Raw genomic sequence first — 21,090 nt, 5'->3', positions numbered from 1 at the left:
GCGCATCCCAGTGACCGGTGATGATAGCAAAGCCTGTTATGGCGCGATATCAGCAAATTCCTGGAAACATTTCAACCTCTTGACATTTGTTTTGAATTGAGGATTGATCCCTGATACGTTGCACAAATGTAAATAAAGAACGATTGACATTGCCGAAACCGTGCGGCATATCGCACAATAACGCCAGTTCTCACTGCTAAGACCCATCAAGATGAGCAAACCATTACAAAAACCCACCATTCTGAATGTTGAAACTGTCGCCAAATCGCGCCTGTTTAATGTCGAAAGTGTGGACCTGGAGTTCAGCAACGGTGTGCGTCGCGTTTATGAACGTATGCGCCCTTCTTCGCGCGAAGCGGTGATGATTGTTCCCATTGTCGACGATCATCTGATTTTGATCCGCGAATACGCTGTGGGAACGGAATCTTACGAGCTTGGGTTCTCGAAAGGGCTTATCGACCCGGGTGAAACCGTCTTTGAAGCGGCAAACCGCGAGCTGAAAGAAGAGGTCGGCTTCGGTGCGAATGAGCTTTCATTCCTGAAAAAGCTGAGCATGGCGCCGTCCTATTTTTCCAGCAAAATGAATATCGTGGTGGCTGAAGACCTCTATCCTGAATCGCTGGAAGGGGATGAACCGGAGCCGCTGCCGCAGGTTCGCTGGCCGTTAGCGCACCTGATGGATCTGCTTGAAGACCCTGACTTTAATGAGGCTCGCAACGTGAGCGCGCTGTTCCTGGTACGGGAGTGGTTGAAGGGGCAGGGGCGGCTGTAATGGCCTGATGCCCCATCCCAACCCTCTCCCACGGGAAGAGGGAGCAAACACAAAAACGGCAACCAGAGGTTGCCGTTTTGCTTTGTTGTCAGAACAGCTCGTGCGTCTCGCCGTTATCAATAATCTCTGTCCCCACCTCGTGCACCGCCTGCGTGGTTGGCTGCGTGCCCTCGATGAAATACTCTTCGCGACTATTACCGCCGTTGGCGAGCTGACCGGTGCTGCGGTCGATATTAACCGTCACCACGCCTGGCGGTGGCGTTAACGGCTGCTCCGGCACGCCTTCAAGAACGGACTTCATGTAGGCGTCCCAGGCCGGCTGCGCGCTCTTCGCTCCGCCTTCGTAGCCGGAAATCTGATCCTTAATCGCGCCGGAGGCCGTTGTACGACCTAAGTCACGGCGGTGATCGTCGAAACCGATCCAGACCGACGTCACCACGCCCGGGCCGTAGCCGGAGAACCACGCGTCTTTCGAGCTGTTGGTTGTCCCCGTTTTACCGCCGATATCATGGCGCTGCAAATCGCGCCCTGCGCGCCAGCCTGTGCCCTGCCAGCCCGGTTCACCGAAGATGTTGGTGTTCAGCGCGCTTTTGATCAGGAACGACAGCGGCGTGTTGATCACGTGCGGGGCATACTCCGGCGCGCCGGTCTGTGCCACCAGCGACTGGTTAGCCTGCTCGAGCTGCGGCTGCGGCACGACGCCGTTCTGCTGCTCCTGAGACACGGCAGGGTCTTCCATGTCCTTATTCTCAAGCACCTCGGATTTCGGCGTATTGCCATAAATCACCGGAATATCGCAGTCAGGGCAGGCAATTTTCGGCTTCGCTTCGAACAGCACGCCGCCCTGATCGTTCTCAATCTTGCTGATGAAGTACGGGTCAATCAGGAAGCCGCCGTTGGCCATCACCGAGTACCCGCGTGCGACCTGAAGCGGCGTAAACGAGGCGGAGCCTAACGCCAGCGACTCGGTGCGAACGATGTTCTGCGCCGGGAAACCGAAGCGCTGCAGATACTCTGCGGCATAGTCGACGCCCATCGCGCGCATGGCGCGCACCATCACCACGTTTTTCGACTGTCCCAGGCCCTGACGGAGACGAATTGGGCCGGCATACTCCGCAGGAGAGTTCTTCGGCTGCCAGTCGGAACCGGCACCGGCATCCCAGCGGGAGATTGGCACGTCGTTAAGAATGCTGGCGAGGGTCAAGCCTTTATCCATTGCCGCCGTGTAGAGGAACGGTTTGATATTGGAACCGACCTGACGCAGCGCCTGAGTGGCGCGGTTAAATTTGCTCTGGTTGAAATCAAACCCGCCGACCAGGGCCAGGATGGCACCGTTCTGTGGATTGATAGAGACCAGGGCCGAGTTGACGTCCGGCACCTGCGCCAGCCACCAGGATTCGCCTACCTTGCGCACCCAGATTTGCTGCCCGGTCTGGACTGCATCGGTCACTTTACGCGGCGTTGCGCCCTGCAGCGTATCCGAGCGGTAAGGACGCGCCCAGCGGATACCGTCCATACGCAGGGAGACGGACGTACCGTCCGCGAGCGTCGCAACGGCTTCCTGAGGATCGGCCTGCGTTACCACGGCAGGAAGGAGCGGACCATAGGTTGGCAGCGCCTTCAGCGTACTGGTGATTTTTTTGCTGTCCCACGCGCTTTCGCCCACTTTCCAGAGCACGTTTGACGGGCCGCGATAGCCGTGACGCATATCGTAGTCCATCACGTTGTTCCGCACCGCTTCCTGAGCCGCCTGCTGGACCTTACGGGTGACGGTGGTGTACACGCGATAGCCATCTTCGTAGGCCTTGTCACCATAGCGATTCACCATCTCCTGGCGAACCATTTCGGTCAGGTAAGGGGACGCGAAGGCGATCTCAGGGGCGTGGTAGTTAGCGTCAATGACATCGTTACGCGCCTGGTCGTACTCGCTCTGGCTGATGTAGCCTTCGCTCAGCATACGTGACAAAACGACGTTACGGCGCGCGGTGGCGCGATCGAGCGAGTAGAGCGGGTTAAAGGTGGACGGCGCTTTCGGCAGACCGGCGATGGTTGCCATTTCGCTTAAGGTGAGCTGCTCAACAGGCTTACCGAAGTACACCTGTGCGGCAGCCCCCACGCCATAGGCGCGGTAACCCAGGTAGATTTTGTTGAGGTACAGCTCAAGGATTTCGTCTTTGCTCAGCAGCTGCTCAATACGGATCGCGAGGAACACCTCTTTGATCTTACGTATCAGCGTCTTTTCAGGGCTGAGGAAGAAGTTACGCGCCAACTGCTGCGTAATGGTACTCGCCCCCTGAGAAGCGTGACCAGAGAACAACGCAATGCTCGCGGCACGGAAAATCCCCACCGGATCGACACCGTGGTGCTCGTAAAAACGGCTGTCCTCCGTGGCGATAAAGGCTTTCACCATCACGGGGGGAATTTGGTTTAAGGTCAGCGGAATACGACGCTTCTCGCCATACTGCGCCATCAGCTCGCCATCGGCGCTATAGACTTGCATCGGGATCTGGAGGCGCACATCGCGAAGCGTGGCGACATCAGGTAGCTGTGGCTCAATATATTTGTATAAACCGTAAATCGAGCCTGCTCCCAGCAGAATGCAACAGACTGCAAGGATGAATAAATACTTTACGAACTTCACCGGAGATTTCCCATTTGGTTTCACTTGGGCAGTTTCTAAACAATCGCGCGGTAGTATAAAGGCAAGCCTGATTCATTGATATAGCCGTCAAGACGACGGGCGATAAGGAGATCGTGAAGCATGGCTTTCAAAACATGGCAAACGGGCGTTCATATTCAACAGGATAGGGTGCAGATCGTCGCCTTGGCCCGGGAGAAGTCGGGCTGGTGCTTGCGCCGCTGGTGGGCGATTCCTCTGGACGAGGGCATCATTCGTGACGGCAAAATTTGTCAGCCAGAACAGCTGGTTGATGCGTTACGCGACTGGCGCAAAACGCTGCCGCACTACCATCGGGTGTTCCTCTCTTTCCCGGCAGCACGCACTCTGCAACGGACGCTCCCCCGCCCGACCGTTGCGCTGCGCGACAGCGAGCAGCTCTCATGGCTTGGCGCGGCGCTCGCGCGCGAACTGGAGATGTCTGCCGATACGCTCTGTTTCGATTACGCGCAGGATACCTTCAGCAATACCTTTCACGTGACCGCCGCGCAAAACAACGAGGTTGATACCCTACTGGCGCTGGCGAAAACGCTGCGTTTGCGGCTGGTGGCCATTACGCCGGATGCCAGCGCGCTGGCGAATCTTCTTCCTGCGGTGGCGCCAGCGACGTGCGTCGCCTGGCGCGACGACCGGCAGTGGCTGTGGGCGATGCGCCACCAGTGGGGACGCCGCTTTACGACAGAAGCCGAAAGCGTGGCCGAGCTGGCGGCGCTGCTGGCGCTTGGTCCGGATGACATCGCGCTGTTTGATAGCCGACGTGACCCGTGGGAAATCCTGGAGCGCTGCCATGCCCCGCTACCGGACTGCGGCGCTGATTATACCGTTGCGCTGGCGCTGGCCATGAGCGAGGTTCCCGGATGAGCCTCATGAACTTTCTGCCCTGGCGACAGCAGTGGCGCGCACGATGCCTGCGCTTCTGGGGGGCAATGTGTGTCGGCACCGTGCTGTTGATGTTCGCGGTCATTTTCTGCCTGCGGATAAACCCTGTTATGAGGCTGCACGCGCTGCAAACGGAGCTGACGGGAATGCAGACCGTGCAGCATGCGCTTGCCTCCCGGCAGAAACTCGCCTCACAGGCGCAGAAGCCAGCGCAGACACGTCAACAACGCGCATGGCAGCCGGTGCTGGAATCCCTTTCCCGCGCCACTCCTTCACAGGTCTGGCTGACAGAGCTTCGCTATCAGCCTCCTGCTCTGATGTTGAGTGGGTATGCCATAACCCTGCCAGCCCTGTCTGCTCTGCGCGATGCGCTGGGCCAAATAGCGGGTTTTACGCCCGGAACGGCGGGTGAGCTTCGGCAGGACAGCCAGGGGCGCTGGATGTTCACCCTCCATCTTAAAAGCGAGGGGTAACGCATGGATACCCTGTTAGAACGCTGGTGCGAAAGCCGTCCCTGGTATCGGGTGCTTTTCTGGTGTCTGGGGAGCCTCCTGGCAGGACTGGCCGCGTGGGGCACCTTGCTCAGACCGCTAGACAGGCAGTGTGCTGAACGACAGCGACAGCTGATTCAGGACGCGAGGACGAACGCGGCGTTATGGCCTGTCGTCAGAAAGGTGCCGTTTCGTACGGAAACAACGGAAGTACGCGAGCTGACGCCGTTTTCCCCGCTCGATTTTCAGGGTGATAACGCGACGCTGGTTCACTGGAAGCCGCTGCAGAACGGAGGGGAACTGATGCTGGAGGTGGAGTGGCAGGCTCTCCCGGCGCTTTTTTCCCGGCTGGCGCAGCGGGATGTGCAGATCGCCGCTTTCGCGATTGCCCCACAAGGTACAGCGTTGCGCCTGCGGCTGGAGCTGGAACATGCGAAATAGCGCGCGATATTTGCTGGTTTGCTCAGCGCTGCTATTGACCGGCATGCGCGATCCGTTTCGCCCGCCGGACGATCCCTGCGCCATTGGCGAGCTGGCGCAGTGGCGCTATCGCGGCATGGTGGTAGGACAGCAGGCTATCGGCATTTTACAGGATGGGCAAAAGCGCTGGTACCGCCTGAAAACGCATGAACGCTTCCCGGCGGGCTGGACGATAACAGCCATCAATGAAACGGAACTGGTTGTTAATGTGGGTAACACATGTGAACCAGGAACATGGACGTGGCAACGAGAAGGAACGAATAAGAATGAATTTACGGATAATGCTGTGGCTGCTGGCGTTCAGCCATCCGCTGTGGGCCGCCGCGCCAAAACCGGTCACGCTGGTGGTGGATGACGTGCCTGTAGTCCAGGTGCTGCAGAGCCTGGTCGCACAGGAGAACCGAAATCTGGTGATATCGCCTGACGTCGGCGGCACGCTTTCGCTCAACCTGACGCGGGTCCCCTGGCGTCAAGCGTTACAAACGGTTGTCACCAGCGCTGGCGTCGTTTTGCGAGAGGAGGGCGGCATTTTTTATGTTCATACCGCGGCCTGGCAGCGTGAACAGCAGGAGCGCTCAGAACAGGAGCGAACGCGTCGACAGCTTGAGGCGCCGCTGGTTTCTCACAGCCTCGCTTTCTCCTATGCCGATGCCGGAGAGCTGCAAAAAGACGCTGAAAAACTCCTGAGCCCAAAGGGAAGTTTGTCTCTCGACAAACGCACCAACCGGCTGCTGATTCGCGATAACCAGACGGTGGTGGAGACGCTGCAGCGCTGGGCCGCTCAGATGGATATTCCTGTCGAACAGGTCGAGCTGGCGGCGCATATTGTGACCATTAATGAAAAAAGCCTGCGTGAGCTGGGAGTGAAATGGAATCTCGCCGACGCCGCCGACGCGGGAAAGGTTGGCCAGCTCACCACGCTTGGCAGCGATCTTTCCGTCGCCAGCGCCACCAGCCACGTGGGTTTTAACATCGGACGGATCAATGGTCGGCTGCTGGATCTGGAGCTCTCTGCGCTGGAGCAAAAACAGCAGGTCGATATCATCGCCAGCCCGCGGCTGCTGGCCTCGCATATGCAACCGGCCAGCATCAAGCAGGGGAGTGAAATTCCGTATCAGGTCTCAAGCGGCGAAAGCGGCGCAACCTCCGTTGAGTTTAAAGAGGCGGTATTAGGGATGGAGGTCACGCCGGTGGTCTTACCGGGAGGGCGCGTGCGCCTGAAATTGCACATCAGTGAAAATATGCCGGGACAAGTCCTGCAGCAGGCTGACGGCGAAACGCTGGCGATCGACAAACAGGAGATAGAAACCCAGGTGGAGGTAAAAAGTGGAGAAACGCTGGCGTTGGGCGGAATTTTTTCGCAGAAGAACAAAACTGGCAGCGACAGCGTGCCGGGGCTGGGGAAAATCCCCTGGCTTGGGCAGCTTTTTCGCCACGATGGGAAGGATAATGAACGGCGCGAGCTAGTGGTGTTTATTACACCACGTCTGGTCGGTATTCGCTGACGGGTAACGATCCCCGCAATGATTTTGCATTCAGTTTGTTGCAGATGTTTGACGTGGGGCATGAATTAGCATACAAGGAGTACCGATTTGAGTTGGACTTACGTCTTATTACCTTATGCGCCCGGCGCGGTGATTTAATCAGTTGCCAAACAAGCCGGAGTATTGAGATAATTTTTAGTCTGACTCTCGCTCTATTGCATATGAGGTTTCAGTTCATGTCCTGCTACGCTGGGTGTCTGCGAAGCGGGAATTACCATTAACGAATAGTCTTAGTAGTACCGATAAAATGGCAGAGAAACGCAATATCTTTCTGGTTGGGCCTATGGGTGCCGGCAAAAGCACTATTGGGCGTCAGTTAGCTCAACAACTCAATATGGAATTTTACGATTCTGATCAAGAGATTGAGAAACGAACCGGAGCTGATGTGGGCTGGGTTTTCGATGTAGAAGGCGAAGAAGGTTTCCGTGACCGAGAAGAAAAAGTGATCAACGAACTCACGGAAAAACAGGGCATCGTTCTGGCAACAGGCGGCGGTTCTGTGAAATCTCGCGAAACCCGTAACCGTCTCTCCGCCCGTGGCGTAGTGGTCTATCTTGAGACGACTATCGAGAAACAGCTGGCACGTACGCAGCGCGATAAAAAGCGCCCGCTGCTGCAGGTTGAAACGCCACCACGCGAAGTTCTGGAAGCGTTGGCCGATGAACGCAATCCGCTGTATGAAGAGATTGCCGACGTGACCATTCGTACTGACGACCAGAGCGCTAAAGTGGTTGCAAACCAGATTATTCATATGCTGGAAAGCAACTGATTCTGGCTTTATATACACTCGCCTGCGGGTAAAAGCATTAAAGGTGGATGTCGCGTCATGGAGAGGATTACAGTTACTCTCGGGGAACGTAGTTACCCTATCACCATCGCGGCTGGTTTGTTTAACGACCCAGCTTCCTTTTTACCACTGAAAGCGGGTGATCAGGCGATGCTGGTCACCAATGAGACGCTGGCTCCGCTTTATCTCGACCGCGTACGCCACCTGCTTGAGCAGGCGGGCGTAAAAGTCGACAGTGTGATTCTCCCCGATGGCGAGCAGTATAAAAGCCTGACGGTACTGGATACCGTCTTTACCGCATTGCTGCAAAAACCGCACGGTCGCGATACAACACTGCTTGCCCTGGGCGGCGGTGTTGTGGGCGATCTGACCGGATTTGCGGCCGCAAGCTATCAACGTGGCGTCCGTTTTATTCAAATCCCGACCACGTTGCTGTCCCAGGTCGACTCCTCTGTGGGTGGCAAAACGGCAGTTAACCATCCGCTCGGCAAAAACATGATTGGCGCGTTCTACCAGCCCGCATCGGTGGTGGTGGATCTCGACTGTCTGAAAACCCTGCCGAAGCGCGAACTGGCTTCGGGTCTGGCAGAAGTGATCAAATACGGCATTATTCTGGATGGCGAGTTCTTTAGCTGGCTTGAAGAGAATATGGATGCGCTGCTGTGCCTGGATGAGGCTACACTGGCATACTGCATTCGTCGTTGTTGTGAACTGAAAGCAGAAGTTGTCGCTGCAGACGAGCGTGAAACGGGCTTACGTGCTTTACTGAATCTTGGGCATACGTTTGGCCACGCCATTGAAGCCGAGATGGGTTACGGCAACTGGCTGCACGGTGAAGCCGTCGCGGCCGGTATGGTCATGGCAGCGCGCACCTCTGAACGTCTGGGGCAGTTTAAACCTGAAGAGACGGCACGCATCATTGCGCTGCTTGAGCGTGCAGGTTTGCCGGTAACCGGGCCGCAGGAGATGTCGGCGCAAGCGTATTTACCCCACATGATGCGCGATAAAAAAGTATTGGCAGGTGAGATGCGTCTTGTACTCCCGCTTGCAATAGGGAAGAGTGAAGTGCGCGGCGGAGTGCCGCACGATGTCGTTCTTGGCGCTATCGCTGATTGTCAGCAGGCGTAACAACTAGAAAGGTCAGGCCACTGTCGCAGGTGGTCGTTTAGCTTCAGGTGAAATGCAAAGTCGTTAGCATAAGCCTTTGAGTGGGGTGTTAAATGGATGAATTCAAACCAGAAGACGAGCTGAAACCCGATCCCAGCGATCGTCGTACTGGTCGTTCTCGTCAATCTTCAGAACGTGATAACGAGCCGCAGATCAACTTTGACGATGTTGATCTGGATGCAGACGATCGTCGCCCTTCGCGCAGCCGCAACGCGCACGAAGAGCGAGCAGAAGAGGATTATGAGTCCGAAGAAGATTCAATGGACGAACAGCCTGTAGAGCGTCGCCCACGTAAACGTAAAAAAGCCGCTGCGCCGAAACCGGCTTCCCGCCAGTACATCATGATGGGCCTGGGCGTTCTGGTGCTTGTGCTGCTGATTGTTGGCATTGGCTCCGCGCTTAAAGCACCGTCAACGAACTCAACCGAGCAAACTGCTTCCGCTGAGAAGAGCATCAACCTGTCCGGTAACGATGCGACCAATCAGGCGAATGGCGCACAGCCTGCACCGGGTGCGACTTCCGCAGAGCAGACCGCAGGTAACACTACAGCGCCGCAGGATGTTTCTCTGCCGCCCGTTTCTTCAACCCCTGCTCAGGGTCAGGTACCTGCCACGCCTGAAGGCCAGCAGCGCGTAGAAGTTCAGGGTGATCTGAACAATGCGCTGACGCAGCCGCAGAACCAGCAGCAGGTTGATAACGTCGTGGTTAACTCTACGCTGCCAACTGAGCCGGCAACCGTTGCCCCGATTCGCGGTGGTAACGCTCAGCCACAAACGGCTGCGACGGAAACCAAACCGCGCCAGACGCAAACTGCGACGCGTCCTGAACGTAAGCAGGCGGTGATTGAGCCTAAGCGTGAAACCAAACCTCAGGCAGTCGTAAAAGCGCCTGAAGTGAAAGCGGTACCGGCACAGCCGAAACGCACCGAAACGGCTGCGGTGAGCGAGCCTGCTAAAGCGCCAGTCACGCAGACTGCGCCGAAAGCAACGGCAACCACAGCTGCACCTGCAGCAACGGCTCCGGCAGCCACGGCAACAGCCTCCAGCAGCGCCGCAGGCAAAACTGCAGGTAACGTTGGCTCGATGAAGTCTGCGCCATCCAGCAACTACACGCTGCAGCTGAGCAGTTCGTCTAACTATGACAACCTCAACAGCTGGGCGAAGAAATCAAATCTGAAAGACTATGTTGTTTATCAGACGACCCGTAACGGTCAACCGTGGTATGTGCTGGTCAGCGGCGTTTATTCGTCCAAAGATGAAGCGAAACGTGCCGTAGCGGCACTGCCAGCGGATGTTCAGGCAAAAAATCCCTGGGCGAAGCCGATTCATCAGGTTCAGGCCGATCTGAAGTAATGTTTAAAGCGCAGGATGCTGTCGGAGCTTTCTCCACAGCCGGAGAAGGTGTAATCAGTTAGTCAGCATGAAAAAAAATCGCGCTTTTCTGAAATGGGCAGGGGGGAAATACCCCCTGCTCGATGATATTAAAAAGCACCTGCCAAAAGGCGAGTGTCTAATCGAGCCTTTCGTGGGCGCAGGATCGGTGTTCCTGAACACCGATTTTTCTCGTTATATCCTGGCGGATATCAACAACGACCTCATCAGCCTCTATAACATCGTTAAGCTGCGTACCGAAGAGTATGTCGCAGAGGCGCGCAAACTGTTTACGCCGGAGAATAATCAGCCGGACGTTTACTACCAGTTCCGCACTGAGTTTAATCAGAGTCAGGATCCGTTCCGTCGGGCGCTGCTGTTCCTCTATCTCAACCGTCATGGTTACAACGGCCTGTGCCGCTATAACCTGCGCGGGGAATTTAACGTACCGTTTGGTCGCTATAAGCGCCCGTATTTCCCGCAGGACGAGCTGTACCACTTTGCCGAAAAAGCGCAGAACGCAGAGTTTCATTGCCTCTCCTATGAAGAGTGTATGGAGCTGGCAGGCGTAAACTCGGTGGTTTACTGTGACCCGCCTTACGCACCACTGTCTGCAACGGCGAATTTCACCGCTTATCACACCAACAGCTTCAGCCCGGCCGAACAGGCCCGTCTGGCGGAGATGGCAGAAAAGCTGGTCAGCAAAAGAATTCCGGTGTTAATTTCGAATCACGACACGCCTGATACGCGCGAATGGTATAAAGCCGCGAAGCATTTTCAGGTCAAAGTGCGGCGTAGCATTAGCAGCAACGGCGGCACACGTAAAAAGGTGGACGAACTTCTGGCTCTTTATCGCCCCTGAGCCGTTTTGCCCGCCGGTAAACACATTTCAAGGAGAAGCGGATGAAACAGTTTTTGATTGCTCCCTCAATTCTGTCGGCCGATTTTGCCCGCCTGGGTGAAGACACCGCCAAAGCTCTCGCGGCTGGCGCAGATGTCGTCCATTTCGACGTTATGGACAACCACTACGTCCCTAACCTGACCATTGGCCCAATGGTGCTCAAGGCATTACGTAACTATGGCATTACCGCGCCGATCGACGTTCACCTGATGGTTAAGCCTGTTGATCGCATCGTGCCTGACTTCGCCGCAGCGGGTGCCAGTATCATCACTTTCCATCCTGAAGCCTCTGAACACGTGGACCGCACGCTGCAGCTGATCAAAGAGAACGGCTGTAAGGCGGGCCTGGTGTTTAACCCGGCCACGCCGCTGAGCTATCTCGACTATGTCATGGACAAGCTGGACGTGATTCTGCTGATGTCCGTTAACCCGGGCTTTGGCGGTCAGTCGTTCATTCCCCACACGCTGGATAAGCTGCGTGAAGTGCGCCGTCGTATTGATGAGTCAGGTTACGATATTCGCCTGGAAGTGGACGGCGGTGTGAAAGTGAATAACATTGGTGAAATTGCGGCAGCCGGCGCGGATATGTTCGTTGCAGGTTCGGCAATTTTCGACCAACCGGATTACAAAAAAGTCATTGATGAAATGCGCCGTGAGCTGGCGAAGGTAAGTCATGGATAAATTGCAGGCAATTCGGGGTGTGGCATTCGACCTCGACGGCACGCTGGTCGACAGCGCGCCGGGCTTAACGAGCGCCGTAGACCAGGCGCTGTATGCACTTGAACTCCCCGTTGCGGGTGAAGAGCGCGTGGTAACGTGGATTGGCAACGGCGCCGATGTTCTGATGGAGCGCGCGTTGACGTGGGCGCGGCAGGAGCGCGCGTCGCAGCGTTCCGCGCAGGGCAAACCGAGCGTTGACCACGCTGACATCCCTAAGGATGAGCAGCTGCGGATTCTGCGCAAACTGTTCGATCGTTTCTACGAAGAGACCGTCGAGGAGGGCAGCTTCCTGTTCCCGGACGTTCAGGAAACGCTGAGCGCGCTGCACGCGAAGGGCATTCCGCTGGGGCTGGTGACCAACAAACCGACGCCGTTTGTTGCACCGCTGCTGGAAGCGCTCGATATCGCGAAGTATTTCTCCGTGATTGTGGGCGGCGATGACGTGCAGAACAAAAAGCCGCATCCGGAACCGCTGTTGCTGGTGGCAGGAAAATTATCCTTAACGCCTGCGGAGCTGCTCTTTGTCGGGGATTCGCGCAATGATATTCTGGCTGCCCGAGCGGCTGGGTGTCCTTCCGTCGGATTAACCTATGGCTACAACTACGGTGAAGCCATCACGCTAAGTGAGCCGGATGTGGTCTTCGACCACTTCAAAGATTTGTTGCCCGCACTCGGGCTTTCGCACAGTGAACATCAGGAATTGAATAATGACTAAGCCCATCGTTTTTAGTGGCGCACAGCCTTCAGGTGAATTGACCATTGGTAACTACATGGGTGCGTTACGTCAGTGGGTCAGCATGCAGGATGAGTACCATTGCATTTACTGCATCGTCGATCTCCATGCGATTACCGCGCGTCAGGATCCTGAGAAGCTGCGTAAAGCCACCCTGGACACCCTGGCGCTGTATCTGGCCTGCGGCATCGATCCTGAGAAGAGCACCATTTTCGTTCAGTCTCACGTGCCGGAGCACGCGCAGCTGGGCTGGGCGCTGAACTGCTACACCTATTTCGGCGAGCTGAGCCGCATGACCCAGTTCAAGGATAAATCCGCGCGCTACTCTGAAAACATCAACGCCGGTCTGTTCGACTATCCGGTGCTGATGGCGGCGGACATCCTGCTGTATCAAACCAACCAGGTACCGGTAGGTGAAGACCAGAAGCAGCACCTGGAGCTGAGCCGCGATATCGCCCAGCGCTTTAACGCGATTTACGGCGATGTGTTTAAAGTGCCAGAGCCGTTCATTCCAAAATCTGGCGCGCGCGTGATGTCGCTGCTGGAGCCGACCAAGAAGATGTCCAAGTCTGACGATAACCGCAACAACGTTATCGGCCTGCTGGAAGATCCGAAATCCGTCGTCAAAAAGCTCAAGCGCGCGGTCACCGACTCCGACGAGCCGCCTGTAGTGCGCTACGACGTGCAGAACAAAGCGGGCGTCTCCAACCTGCTGGATATTCTCTCCGGCGTGACCGGCCAGAGCATTCCTGAGCTGGAAAAACACTTCGAAGGCAAGATGTACGGCCACCTGAAAGGTGAAGTGGCAGACGCCGTTTCCGGCATGCTGACCGAGCTTCAGGAGCGTTATCACCGCTACCGTAACGACGAAGCTTTCCTGCAGAAGGTGATGAAAGACGGCGCGGAAAAAGCCAGCGCGCGCGCGTCCGAAACCCTGAAAGCGGTATACGAAGCGATTGGGTTTGTGGGTAAACCGTAGGTAAAAGCAAAACGGTAACCACGTTACCGTTTTTAGGGTTGTACCCTCTCACGGTGGGAGAGGGTCAGGGTGAGGGCATCAGGCCGCACTTCCCTAAACTAAAAAACCGGGAAATTCCCGGTTTTTTTACACCTGAAAAACGCTTACTGCTGCGCCGCCGGGCCGCAACCGCCGATGATCTTCGAAATGGAGATCGCCGGGTGCAGCAGGTAATCGTAGCTGCAGTTATTTTTGGTGTTCTGTACATGACCGGTACAGGCAGTCAGAGTCGATAACAGGCCAACCAGAACGGCGGCTTTTGCCAGTTTGAACATACGCATTCCTTGTCTTAAAAACGAAAGTTGGATGTAACTCAAGGGAATAAAGGGAGAAATTCCACTTCGGGGCGGTATGTTATCGACAGCGGTAAGAGGGGAGTAGTCCGCATAAGGACTACTCCGCAAAGGAAGAATATGCGTTAGTGATTTGAGAACCAGTTCAGCTTATCGCGCAGCTCAACCACGCGACCCACCACAATCAGCGCCGGGCTTTCGACCTGCTGAGCTAGTTCACCGAGCTGCGTCAGTACGCCATTCACCACGCGTTGCTTGATGGACGTACCGTTTTCCACCAGCGCAACCGGCATATCAGCCTCCATGCCGTGCTCCAGCAACTTCGCCTGAATCGTCGCGGCCTGGTTCAGCCCCATGTAGAAGACCAGCGTTTGCTTTTCAGCGGCCAGGTTATGCCAGTCCAGCTCGCTGCCGGTTTTCAGATGGCCCGTCACCAGACGCACGCTCTGGGCATAGTCGCGGTGGGTCAGCGGAATGCCAGAGTAAGCTGAGCAGCCGGATGCCGCCGTAATGCCCGGCACGACGGAGAACGGAATACCCGCGTCACACAGGGTTTCCAGCTCCTCGCCGCCGCGACCAAAGATAAACGGATCGCCACCCTTAAGGCGCACCACGCGCTTACCTTTCTGCGCCTCGCGCAGCAGGATCTGGTTAATCTCCTCCTGCGGCACGCAGTGATAGCCCGCCCGTTTTCCAACGAATACGCGGTCGGCATCGCGGCGTACCAGGTTCATGATGTCATCAGAGACCAGGCGATCGTAAACCACGGTATCGGCCTGCTGGATCTGCTGTAGCCCTTTCAGCGTCAGCAAGCCCGCATCGCCGGGGCCTGCGCCCACCAGCACCACTTCGCCGCGATGGTCCAGCGGCTCGCTGAGCAGCTGTTCGGTCGTCTCTTCTACGGCTTTGGTGTCCTGATTCGCCAGCGACTGCGCCAGCCTGTCGTTCACAAAGAATTTTTCCCAGAAGCGACGACGCTCGCCAACGGTCGAGAAGGTTTGCTTCACGCGGGAGCGGAGCTGCCCGGCGTAATGGGCAATCTGACCAAGGTGCTGCGGCAGCACGGCTTCCAGCTTTTCCCGCAGCAGGCGGGCGAGAACCGGCGAGCGTCCGCCGGACGACACCGCAATCATCAGCGGCGAGCGGTCGATAATCGACGGCATAATAAAGCTGGCCTCTTTCGGCGCATCCACCACGTTGCAGAAGATTCGACGCGCTTCGCAGGCGTCGCTGACGCGCTGGTTCACTTCATCGTCGTCCGTTGCGGCAATCGTCAGCCAGCAGGTATCGAGCAGGGATTCATCAAACTCACCCTGTTCCAGCGTGAGCATCCCTTCCTGAGCCCAGACCTCAAACTGTGGGGCGAAGGTGAGGGCATTGACGGTGAGCCGGGCGCCAGCCTCTAGCAGCAGGCGCGCTTTGCGTTCAGCCACGTCGCCGCCGCCCACGAGCAGGCAGTCGCGGTTGCGTAATTGACAGAAAATCGGCAGGTGATCCACGACGTTACCTCGCAGCTTTCATGGAGGGGGTAAGAATTGACGTCAGGATAACAGCAGGAATCGTACAAAACATACGGTTTTTCCTGCCGTTACCCATTAGGGGTCATAAGCTTTTCGTATTGAAAAGGCGGGGGATTAGCCTTTCAACTGCACCTTGCCGTCCTTCACGCGAACGTCATAGTGCTTCACTGAATGACTCTCATCTTCCATGCAGTAACCGTCGCTTAAGCGGAAACGCTGCTTTTTCAGCGGGCTGGCGACCCACAGTTCGCCCTGATGCTCGGCAATCAGCCCGCGGGAGAGCACGCTGGCCTCGAAGAACGGGTCGATATTGCTGATGGCAAAAACCTGTTCATCGTGGCGAGGGCGGAAAATCGCAACCTGCTCGCTGCCCAGCAGCGCGCATACGCCGGTGGCCGGGATGATGTCGTTAATATCGCAAATGTTTATCCACTGGCTCATGCATTTTCCTCCACCAGCGTGACCGGAATACGTTCATACGGTGTCGCTGGACGATGCTGTTCACGCTCGGGCACTACCTGTACGTTCGGGTCGCGCTGGGTGCTGTTGATGAAGTGTTTGAAGCGCGTCTGCGCCGCCGGGGTGTTGACGGTTTCCGTCCATTCGCAGATCACCGCCTCGCGCAGGCGCGCCATCTCCGCTTCCAGGTGCTCGTTCAGGCCCAGCTTGTCGTCGATGATCACCGCTTTCAGGTAGTCGATGCCGCCTTCCAGGTTATCGAGCCAGGAGGCGGTACGGGTCAGCTTATCGGCGGTGCGGATATAGAACATCATGAAGCGGTCGAGATACTGAACCAGCGTGTCGCGATCGAGATCCGCCGCCAGCAGGTCCGCGTGGCGTGGCTTCATCCCGCCGTTGCCGCAGACGTACAGGTTCCAGCCCTTCTCGGTGGCGATGATCCCCACGTCTTTACCCTGCGCTTCCGCACATTCGCGGGTACAGCCGGAGACGCCAAACTTCATCTTGTGCGGGGTGCGGATGCCTTTGTAGCGGTTTTCCAGCTCCACGCCGAAGCCCACGCTGTCGCCGACGCCGTAGCGGCACCAGGTGCTCCCCACGCAGGTTTTCGCCATACGCAGCGCTTTGGCGTACGCGTGACCGGTTTCGAAGCCGGCTTCAATCAGCTGACGCCAGATTTCCGGCAGATCGTCTTTCTGCGCGCCAAACAGGCCGATACGCTGGGAGCCGGTAATTTTGGTGTAGAGGTTAAATTCACGCGCAATACGACCCACGGCGACCAGCCCTTCCGGCGTGATTTCGCCCCCGGCTGAGCGTGGAATAACGGAGTAGGTGCCGTCTTTCTGGATGTTCGCCAGGAAGTTGTCGTTGGTGTCCTGCAGCGGCGTGTGTTCCGGATTGAGTACGTACTCGTTCCAGCAGGAGGCCAGCAGGGAGCCGACGGTCGGTTTACACACTTCGCAGCCGTAGCCCTGGCCGTGTTTCGCCAGCAGCTCGTCGAAGGACTTGATGCCTTCCACGCGGATCAGGTGATACAGCTCCTGGCGAGAATACGCGAAGTGCTCGCACAGGTTGTTGTTCACTTCGATGCCCTGTTTCGCCAGTTCGGCGTTCAGCACCTGAGTGACCAGCGGAATACAGCCGCCGCAGCCGGTACCGGCTTTGGTTTCCGCTTTCAGCGCCGCCACGGTGTGGCAGCCTTTGTTGATGGCGGAGATCAGCATGCCTTTGGTGACGTCGAAGCAGGAGCAAATTTGCGCGCTGTCCGGCAGTTTATCCACGCCGATAGACGGCTTGCCGCTGGACGCGTGCGCCGGGAGGATCAGCGCGTCCGGGTTTTCCGGCAGTTCGATGGCGTTCAGCACCAGCTGGAGCAGGTTGCCGAAGTCGCTGGTGTCGCCCACCAGCACCGCGCCGAGCAGGGTTTTGTTGTCCTGGCTGACGATGAGGCGTTTGTAGACTTCTTTGCTTTCGTCGAGATAGACATAGCTGCGGGAATTCGGGGTGCGGCCATGCGCATCGCCAATACCGCCCACGTCCACGCCCAGCAGCTTCAGCTTGGCGCTCATGTCTGCACCGGTAAACGCGTTTTCGCTGCCGAGGATATGGTCCACGGCGACCTGCGCCATTTTGTAGCCCGGTGCCACCAGACCGTATACGCGGTTGTTCCAGCTTGCGCATTCGCCGATGGCGTAGATATCCGGATCGGAGGTCTGGCAGGCGTCGTTGATCATGATCCCGCCGCGCTGCGCCACGGCCAGCCCGCACTGGGTCGCCAGCTTGTCGCGCGGGCGAATACCGGTGGAGAAGACGATGAAGTCCACTTCCAGCTCGCTGCCATCGGCAAAGCGCATGGTTTTGCGCGCTTCAGTCCCTTCCTGAACGATCTCTTTGGTGTTTTTGCTGGTGTGAACCTTCACGCCCATGCTTTCGATTTTACGACGCAGCTGGTCACCGCCCATGTGGTCGAGCTGTTCGGCCATCAGCATCGGGGCAAATTCGATGACGTGGGTTTCAACGCCGAGGTTTTTCAGCGCGCCTGCCGCTTCCAGACCCAGCAGGCCGCCGCCGACCACCGCGCCGCGACGGCTGCGACGGGCGCAGGATTCGATGGCGTTGAGGTCTTCAATGGTACGGTAGACGAAGCAATCCTGAGTTTCCGAGCCTTTGATCGGCGGGATCCACGGATAAGAGCCCGTCGCCATGATCAGCTTGTCGTAAAAAACCGTACGCCCGGCGCTGGAGTGGATCACTTTTTCCTGACGGTTGATGGTGATAGCGCGTTCGCCCACCAGCACTTTTACGCCATGCTTCTCGTAGAAACCTTCGCGCACCAGAGAGAGCTCTTCGGCGGTATGATGGGAGAAGTAGGAAGACAGGTGCACACGGTCGTACGCCTTGCGGGGTTCTTCACAGAACACGGTAATATCGAACTGCTCAGCATCGGCCTTATCGAGAAGATCCTCGATAAAGCGGTGGCCGACCATGCCGTTACCGATGATAGCGAGTCTGACTTTGCTCATTATTGCCTCGATTTCTTTTCTATTATTGCCTACCTTAACGATTCAGCAGGGGCGCTTATTGATGCAAATCAAATACGTCTTCGCCTACTCCTTAGGTGGTATATAACTGATTTGTCAGGATTTTTATAAGTGGCGGAAATCGCAGGCTTTTCGCGCTCGTTGAATTTGTATACAAATCAGGGGCGGTTTTGCCAAAATCGATACGCCTGAATATCAGCGGCGTTTTTTAGGGGAAGGGTATGTCTACAACACCGTTATGGCTTGTTCAGAATGTTCGTTTACCGGGTCGGGAAGGGCTGTGGCAGCTCGCCATTGAGAACGGGCGATTTGGTGACATCACCCCGATGGACGACACCCACGCCGAAAGTTATGAAGTATTGAACGCGCGCGGCGGGCTTGCGATCCCGCCGTTCATTGAGCCGCATATCCATCTTGATACGACCCAGACCGCGGGTGAGCCGAACTGGAACCAGTCCGGCACGCTGTTCGAAGGCATTGAGCGCTGGGCGGAGCGCAAGGCGTTGCTCAGCCATGAGGATGTCAAAGCGCGCGCCTGGAAAACGCTGAAGTGGCAAATTGCCAACGGTATCCAGTTTGTCCGTACCCATGTGGATGTCTCCGACCCGACGCTCACCGCCCTGAAGGCGATGCTGGAGGTGAAGCAGGAGATTGCCCCGTGGGTGACGCTGCAAATCGTCGCATTCCCGCAGGAAGGTATTCTCTCTTACCCGAACGGCGCGGCGCTGCTGGAAGAGGCGTTAAGGCTGGGGGCCGACGTGGTGGGGGCGATTCCGCACTTCGAGTTCACCCGCGAGTATGGCGTACAGTCGCTGCATATCGCTTTTGAACTGGCGAAGAAATATGACCGTCCGCTGGATATCCACTGCGATGAAATCGACGACGAGCAGTCGCGGTTTGTCGAGACGGTGGCAACGCTGGCGTATGAGGCAGGCATCGGCCCGCGCGTGACGGCCAGCCACACCACCGCCATGCATTCCTACAACGGCGCTTACACCTCGCGGCTCTTCCGTCTGCTGAAAATGTCGGGAATTAACTTCGTCGCTAACCCGCTGGTCAATATTCATCTTCAGGGGCGCTTTGATGACTATCCGAAGCGCCGCGGCATCACCCGGGTGAGAGAGCTGCAGGAAGCGGGCATTAACGTCTGCTTCGGCCATGACGACGTCTTCGACCCGTGGTACCCGCTCGGCACCGGCAACATGCTGCAGGTGCTGCATATGGGGCTGCACGTCTGCCAGATGATGGGCTATCCGCAAATCGACAGCGGTCTGAATCTCATCACCCATAACAGCGCCCGTACCTTCGGCCTGAGCGATTACGGTATTGCCACGGGGAACCCGGCGAACCTGATTATTCTGCCTGCCGAGAGCGGGTTTGAAGCGGTGCGCTGTCAGGTGCCGGTGCGCTGGTCGATTCGTCAGGGACGCGTGATCGCCACGACGCAGCTGGCGCAGACGTGGATCCAGATGGATATCGGAGGAGAAGAGGTAAGTTTTGCCAGAAACAGCCCCTCTGCCGAGCGCAAAGGGGCGTAGGGGTTAGTGAGACGCTGCTGCCGCGTTGTGCTGGCGGTGGCGGGTCACGAAGCCCAGAACGAAGCACATGATGAATACCACGGCATACAGACCGTTCGCGGTGTGCAGCGCCGCCAGCGGGCCGCTGTGGGCGACGATTGGGCCGGTGACCACGAAGGTCAGCATGGTGCCGATGGTGCCGCAGGTCAGGACGAAGTTAACCAGCTTCGGCGAGGCCACTTTGGTCTGCAGGGAGCCCAGGGTGATGATCGAGGTATAAATGGCGCTGGAGAAGAAGCCCAGGGTCAGAATGAACCACGGCATGTGCTCCGGTGAACCGTTGATGAACAGGTACATCAGCACGGTCGCCAGCCCCGCCAGCACGGTCAGAATGCGCTGCAGGTCGAAGAAGCGCAGGATGAAGCTAAACGCCCACATGCCGAACATGTAAGACATCCAGAAATCGCTCACCAGTTTACCCGCGTCGTTCAGGCTCATGCCCAGACCTTTCGCGTACTCCGGTACCCAGGAGATAAAGCCCAGCTGGCCCAGGATGTAGCACAGCGCGGCGATGGAGAGGAACAGCACGCCGATGCCCCACTTTTCTTTCGCAACCGGCTCGGCGGTGGTTTGCGCTTTCTTGCCCAGCACCGGGAACTCGCAGCCGAAGGTCAGAATAAAGATCGCCACGTAGACCAGGCCGATGCAGGCATAGACCCAGTACCATTCGATGCTGCGCGCCAGCAGAACGGCCGCGACCATCGGGAAAATCATTCCGGCCATGCTGAAGAAGGAGTCGGTAAACAGCAGACGCGCGCCGCGCTGGCGGCCTTCATACATGTGGGTAATCAGGAACGTACCGATCGACATGGTGATCCCGCTGACCAGACCCAGCACGAACATGGCGGCGGAGAACAGGGCGATGCTGTGGCTCAGCATCAGGCCCGCCACGGCGGCAACCATCAGCACAAAGCCAAAACGCAGCTGGGTTTTCAGCGGGACGATTTCCATCAGCCAGGCATTCAGGAAGATAGAGATCAGGATCCCCGCGTTGAGGAAGGTAAAGGTGTTACTCATGCTGGAAACGGGCAGCTGGAAGTAGTCTGCGATATTCCCCATCACCATCCCGGTGACGATCACCAACGCGCCGGTCAGGGCGTAGGAGAAGAAGCTGATCCATGTGAGCTTGATGCGATTGCTGTTAGTCATGTCTGGCCTGTTCA

20 protein-coding genes are annotated in these 21,090 nt (G+C 57.1%); 14 read left to right on the top strand and 6 right to left on the bottom strand.

Features of this window, described 5'->3' with window-relative positions; translation table 11 throughout:
• Positions 1-211: 211 nt before the first annotated feature.
• Positions 212-772, top strand: a complete 561-nt coding sequence (nudE, locus tag NI40_RS20610) for an ADP compounds hydrolase NudE (RefSeq protein WP_008503041.1) — start codon at positions 212-214, stop codon at positions 770-772.
• Between the two features lie 88 nt (positions 773-860).
• On the opposite strand, the gene mrcA is transcribed toward nudE, so the two are convergent.
• Complete coding sequence (gene mrcA / locus NI40_RS20605) at positions 861-3,413, bottom strand: peptidoglycan glycosyltransferase/peptidoglycan DD-transpeptidase MrcA (protein WP_039263080.1); 2,553 nt, start codon at positions 3,411-3,413, stop codon at positions 861-863.
• A 120-nt stretch (positions 3,414-3,533) separates the two neighbouring features.
• Between mrcA and pilM the strand changes: the two genes are divergently transcribed.
• The 12 genes from pilM to trpS all read left to right on the top strand — a co-directional run bounded on the left by pilM (position 3,534) and on the right by trpS (position 13,499).
• Positions 3,534-4,310 carry a pilus assembly protein PilM gene (gene pilM, locus NI40_RS20600; RefSeq protein ID WP_039263081.1) on the top strand — a complete coding sequence of 259 codons (777 nt, stop codon included), beginning with the start codon at positions 3,534-3,536 and terminating at the stop codon, positions 4,308-4,310.
• The gene (locus tag NI40_RS20595; protein ID WP_039263082.1) at positions 4,307-4,801 is read left to right on the top strand and encodes a PilN domain-containing protein; all 495 of its coding nucleotides are present in this window, start codon (positions 4,307-4,309) and stop codon (positions 4,799-4,801) included. Before pilM ends, NI40_RS20595 begins: the two co-directional genes overlap by 4 nt.
• Positions 4,802-4,804: 3 nt before the next feature.
• Positions 4,805-5,260 carry a HofO family protein gene (locus tag NI40_RS20590; RefSeq protein ID WP_039263083.1) on the top strand — a complete coding sequence of 152 codons (456 nt, stop codon included), beginning with the start codon at positions 4,805-4,807 and terminating at the stop codon, positions 5,258-5,260.
• On the top strand, positions 5,250-5,654 hold the full coding sequence (locus NI40_RS23455; RefSeq protein ID WP_039263084.1) for a HofP DNA utilization family protein: 405 nt from the start codon (positions 5,250-5,252) through the stop codon (positions 5,652-5,654). The genes NI40_RS20590 and NI40_RS23455 overlap by 11 nt, the downstream gene beginning before the upstream one ends.
• Positions 5,581-6,804, top strand: coding sequence for a DNA uptake porin HofQ (gene hofQ, locus NI40_RS20585; protein WP_232104817.1), 1,224 nt, complete (start codon positions 5,581-5,583; stop codon positions 6,802-6,804). The genes NI40_RS23455 and hofQ overlap by 74 nt, the downstream gene beginning before the upstream one ends.
• 286 nt (positions 6,805-7,090) lie before the next feature.
• Positions 7,091-7,612: a shikimate kinase AroK gene (gene aroK, locus NI40_RS20580; protein ID WP_003861630.1), complete on the top strand. Its 522-nt coding sequence runs from the start codon at positions 7,091-7,093 to the stop codon at positions 7,610-7,612.
• A gap of 57 nt (positions 7,613-7,669) precedes the next feature.
• Positions 7,670-8,758 carry a 3-dehydroquinate synthase gene (gene aroB, locus NI40_RS20575; RefSeq protein WP_033146810.1) on the top strand — a complete coding sequence of 363 codons (1,089 nt, stop codon included), beginning with the start codon at positions 7,670-7,672 and terminating at the stop codon, positions 8,756-8,758.
• Positions 8,759-8,850: 92 nt separating this feature from the next.
• Positions 8,851-10,149, top strand: coding sequence for a cell division protein DamX (gene damX, locus NI40_RS20570; protein ID WP_039263086.1), 1,299 nt, complete (start codon positions 8,851-8,853; stop codon positions 10,147-10,149).
• Positions 10,150-10,216: 67 nt separating this feature from the next.
• Positions 10,217-11,029 (top strand): adenine-specific DNA-methyltransferase, encoded by an 813-nt coding sequence (gene dam / locus NI40_RS20565; protein WP_033146808.1) that lies wholly within the window; start codon positions 10,217-10,219, stop codon positions 11,027-11,029.
• 41 nt (positions 11,030-11,070) lie between these two features.
• The gene (gene rpe / locus NI40_RS20560) at positions 11,071-11,748 is read left to right on the top strand and encodes a ribulose-phosphate 3-epimerase (RefSeq protein ID WP_024907923.1); all 678 of its coding nucleotides are present in this window, start codon (positions 11,071-11,073) and stop codon (positions 11,746-11,748) included.
• On the top strand, positions 11,741-12,502 hold the full coding sequence (gph, locus tag NI40_RS20555; protein ID WP_024907924.1) for a phosphoglycolate phosphatase: 762 nt from the start codon (positions 11,741-11,743) through the stop codon (positions 12,500-12,502). The genes rpe and gph overlap by 8 nt, the downstream gene beginning before the upstream one ends.
• Complete coding sequence (gene trpS / locus NI40_RS20550; protein ID WP_023309477.1) at positions 12,495-13,499, top strand: tryptophan--tRNA ligase; 1,005 nt, start codon at positions 12,495-12,497, stop codon at positions 13,497-13,499. The genes gph and trpS overlap by 8 nt, the downstream gene beginning before the upstream one ends.
• A gap of 143 nt (positions 13,500-13,642) precedes the next feature.
• Here the strand turns inward: trpS and NI40_RS23445 are convergent, their stop codons facing one another.
• The 4 genes from NI40_RS23445 to nirB form a co-directional block, all read right to left on the bottom strand.
• Positions 13,643-13,813 (bottom strand): YhfL family protein, encoded by a 171-nt coding sequence (locus NI40_RS23445; RefSeq protein ID WP_008503029.1) that lies wholly within the window; start codon positions 13,811-13,813, stop codon positions 13,643-13,645.
• A 143-nt stretch (positions 13,814-13,956) separates the two neighbouring features.
• Positions 13,957-15,330: a siroheme synthase CysG gene (cysG, locus tag NI40_RS20545; RefSeq protein ID WP_039263087.1), complete on the bottom strand. Its 1,374-nt coding sequence runs from the start codon at positions 15,328-15,330 to the stop codon at positions 13,957-13,959.
• A gap of 135 nt (positions 15,331-15,465) precedes the next feature.
• Complete coding sequence (gene nirD, locus NI40_RS20540; RefSeq protein ID WP_023309475.1) at positions 15,466-15,792, bottom strand: nitrite reductase small subunit NirD; 327 nt, start codon at positions 15,790-15,792, stop codon at positions 15,466-15,468.
• Entirely contained in the window at positions 15,789-18,332 is a 2,544-nt protein-coding gene (gene nirB, locus NI40_RS20535; protein ID WP_039263088.1) for a nitrite reductase large subunit NirB, read from the bottom strand. Before nirB ends, nirD begins: the two co-directional genes overlap by 4 nt.
• A 239-nt stretch (positions 18,333-18,571) precedes the next feature.
• Between nirB and NI40_RS20530 the strand changes: the two genes are divergently transcribed.
• Entirely contained in the window at positions 18,572-19,888 is a 1,317-nt protein-coding gene (locus NI40_RS20530; protein WP_039263089.1) for a cytosine deaminase, read from the top strand.
• 3 nt (positions 19,889-19,891) lie between these two features.
• Here NI40_RS20530 and tsgA read toward each other — a convergent pair whose 3' ends face one another.
• Positions 19,892-21,076, bottom strand: a complete 1,185-nt coding sequence (tsgA, locus tag NI40_RS20525) for an MFS transporter TsgA (protein ID WP_039263090.1) — start codon at positions 21,074-21,076, stop codon at positions 19,892-19,894.
• Positions 21,077-21,090 lie beyond the last annotated feature (14 nt).

Origin of the sequence: Enterobacter sp. E20 (assembly GCF_000801755.2) — a bacterium.
Taxonomy (GTDB): domain Bacteria; phylum Pseudomonadota; class Gammaproteobacteria; order Enterobacterales; family Enterobacteriaceae; genus Enterobacter; species Enterobacter asburiae_B.
Note: the sequence above shows the minus strand (reverse complement) of the source record. Positions and strands in the feature narration are given on the sequence as shown.

Bases quoted from the DNA above. Each gene is read 5' to 3' on its own strand.
- damX (WP_039263086.1), top strand. From the start codon at position 8,851: ATGGATGAATTCAAACCAGAAGACGAGCTGAAACCCGATCCCAGCGAT.
- hofQ (WP_232104817.1), top strand. From the start codon at position 5,581: ATGCTGTGGCTGCTGGCGTTCAGCCATCCGCTGTGGGCCGCCGCGCCA.
- pilM (WP_039263081.1), top strand. From the start codon at position 3,534: ATGGCTTTCAAAACATGGCAAACGGGCGTTCATATTCAACAGGATAGG.
- trpS (WP_023309477.1), top strand. From the start codon at position 12,495: ATGACTAAGCCCATCGTTTTTAGTGGCGCACAGCCTTCAGGTGAATTG.
- rpe (WP_024907923.1), top strand. From the start codon at position 11,071: ATGAAACAGTTTTTGATTGCTCCCTCAATTCTGTCGGCCGATTTTGCC.
- nudE (WP_008503041.1), top strand. From the start codon at position 212: ATGAGCAAACCATTACAAAAACCCACCATTCTGAATGTTGAAACTGTC.
- nirD (WP_023309475.1), bottom strand. From the start codon at position 15,792: ATGAGCCAGTGGATAAACATTTGCGATATTAACGACATCATCCCGGCC.
- tsgA (WP_039263090.1), bottom strand. From the start codon at position 21,076: ATGACTAACAGCAATCGCATCAAGCTCACATGGATCAGCTTCTTCTCC.
- nirB (WP_039263088.1), bottom strand. From the start codon at position 18,332: ATGAGCAAAGTCAGACTCGCTATCATCGGTAACGGCATGGTCGGCCAC.
- aroB (WP_033146810.1), top strand. From the start codon at position 7,670: ATGGAGAGGATTACAGTTACTCTCGGGGAACGTAGTTACCCTATCACC.
- NI40_RS20530 (WP_039263089.1), top strand. From the start codon at position 18,572: ATGTCTACAACACCGTTATGGCTTGTTCAGAATGTTCGTTTACCGGGT.
- NI40_RS20595 (WP_039263082.1), top strand. From the start codon at position 4,307: ATGAGCCTCATGAACTTTCTGCCCTGGCGACAGCAGTGGCGCGCACGA.
- dam (WP_033146808.1), top strand. From the start codon at position 10,217: ATGAAAAAAAATCGCGCTTTTCTGAAATGGGCAGGGGGGAAATACCCC.
- NI40_RS23445 (WP_008503029.1), bottom strand. From the start codon at position 13,813: ATGTTCAAACTGGCAAAAGCCGCCGTTCTGGTTGGCCTGTTATCGACT.
- NI40_RS23455 (WP_039263084.1), top strand. From the start codon at position 5,250: ATGCGAAATAGCGCGCGATATTTGCTGGTTTGCTCAGCGCTGCTATTG.
- gph (WP_024907924.1), top strand. From the start codon at position 11,741: ATGGATAAATTGCAGGCAATTCGGGGTGTGGCATTCGACCTCGACGGC.
- NI40_RS20590 (WP_039263083.1), top strand. From the start codon at position 4,805: ATGGATACCCTGTTAGAACGCTGGTGCGAAAGCCGTCCCTGGTATCGG.
- aroK (WP_003861630.1), top strand. From the start codon at position 7,091: ATGGCAGAGAAACGCAATATCTTTCTGGTTGGGCCTATGGGTGCCGGC.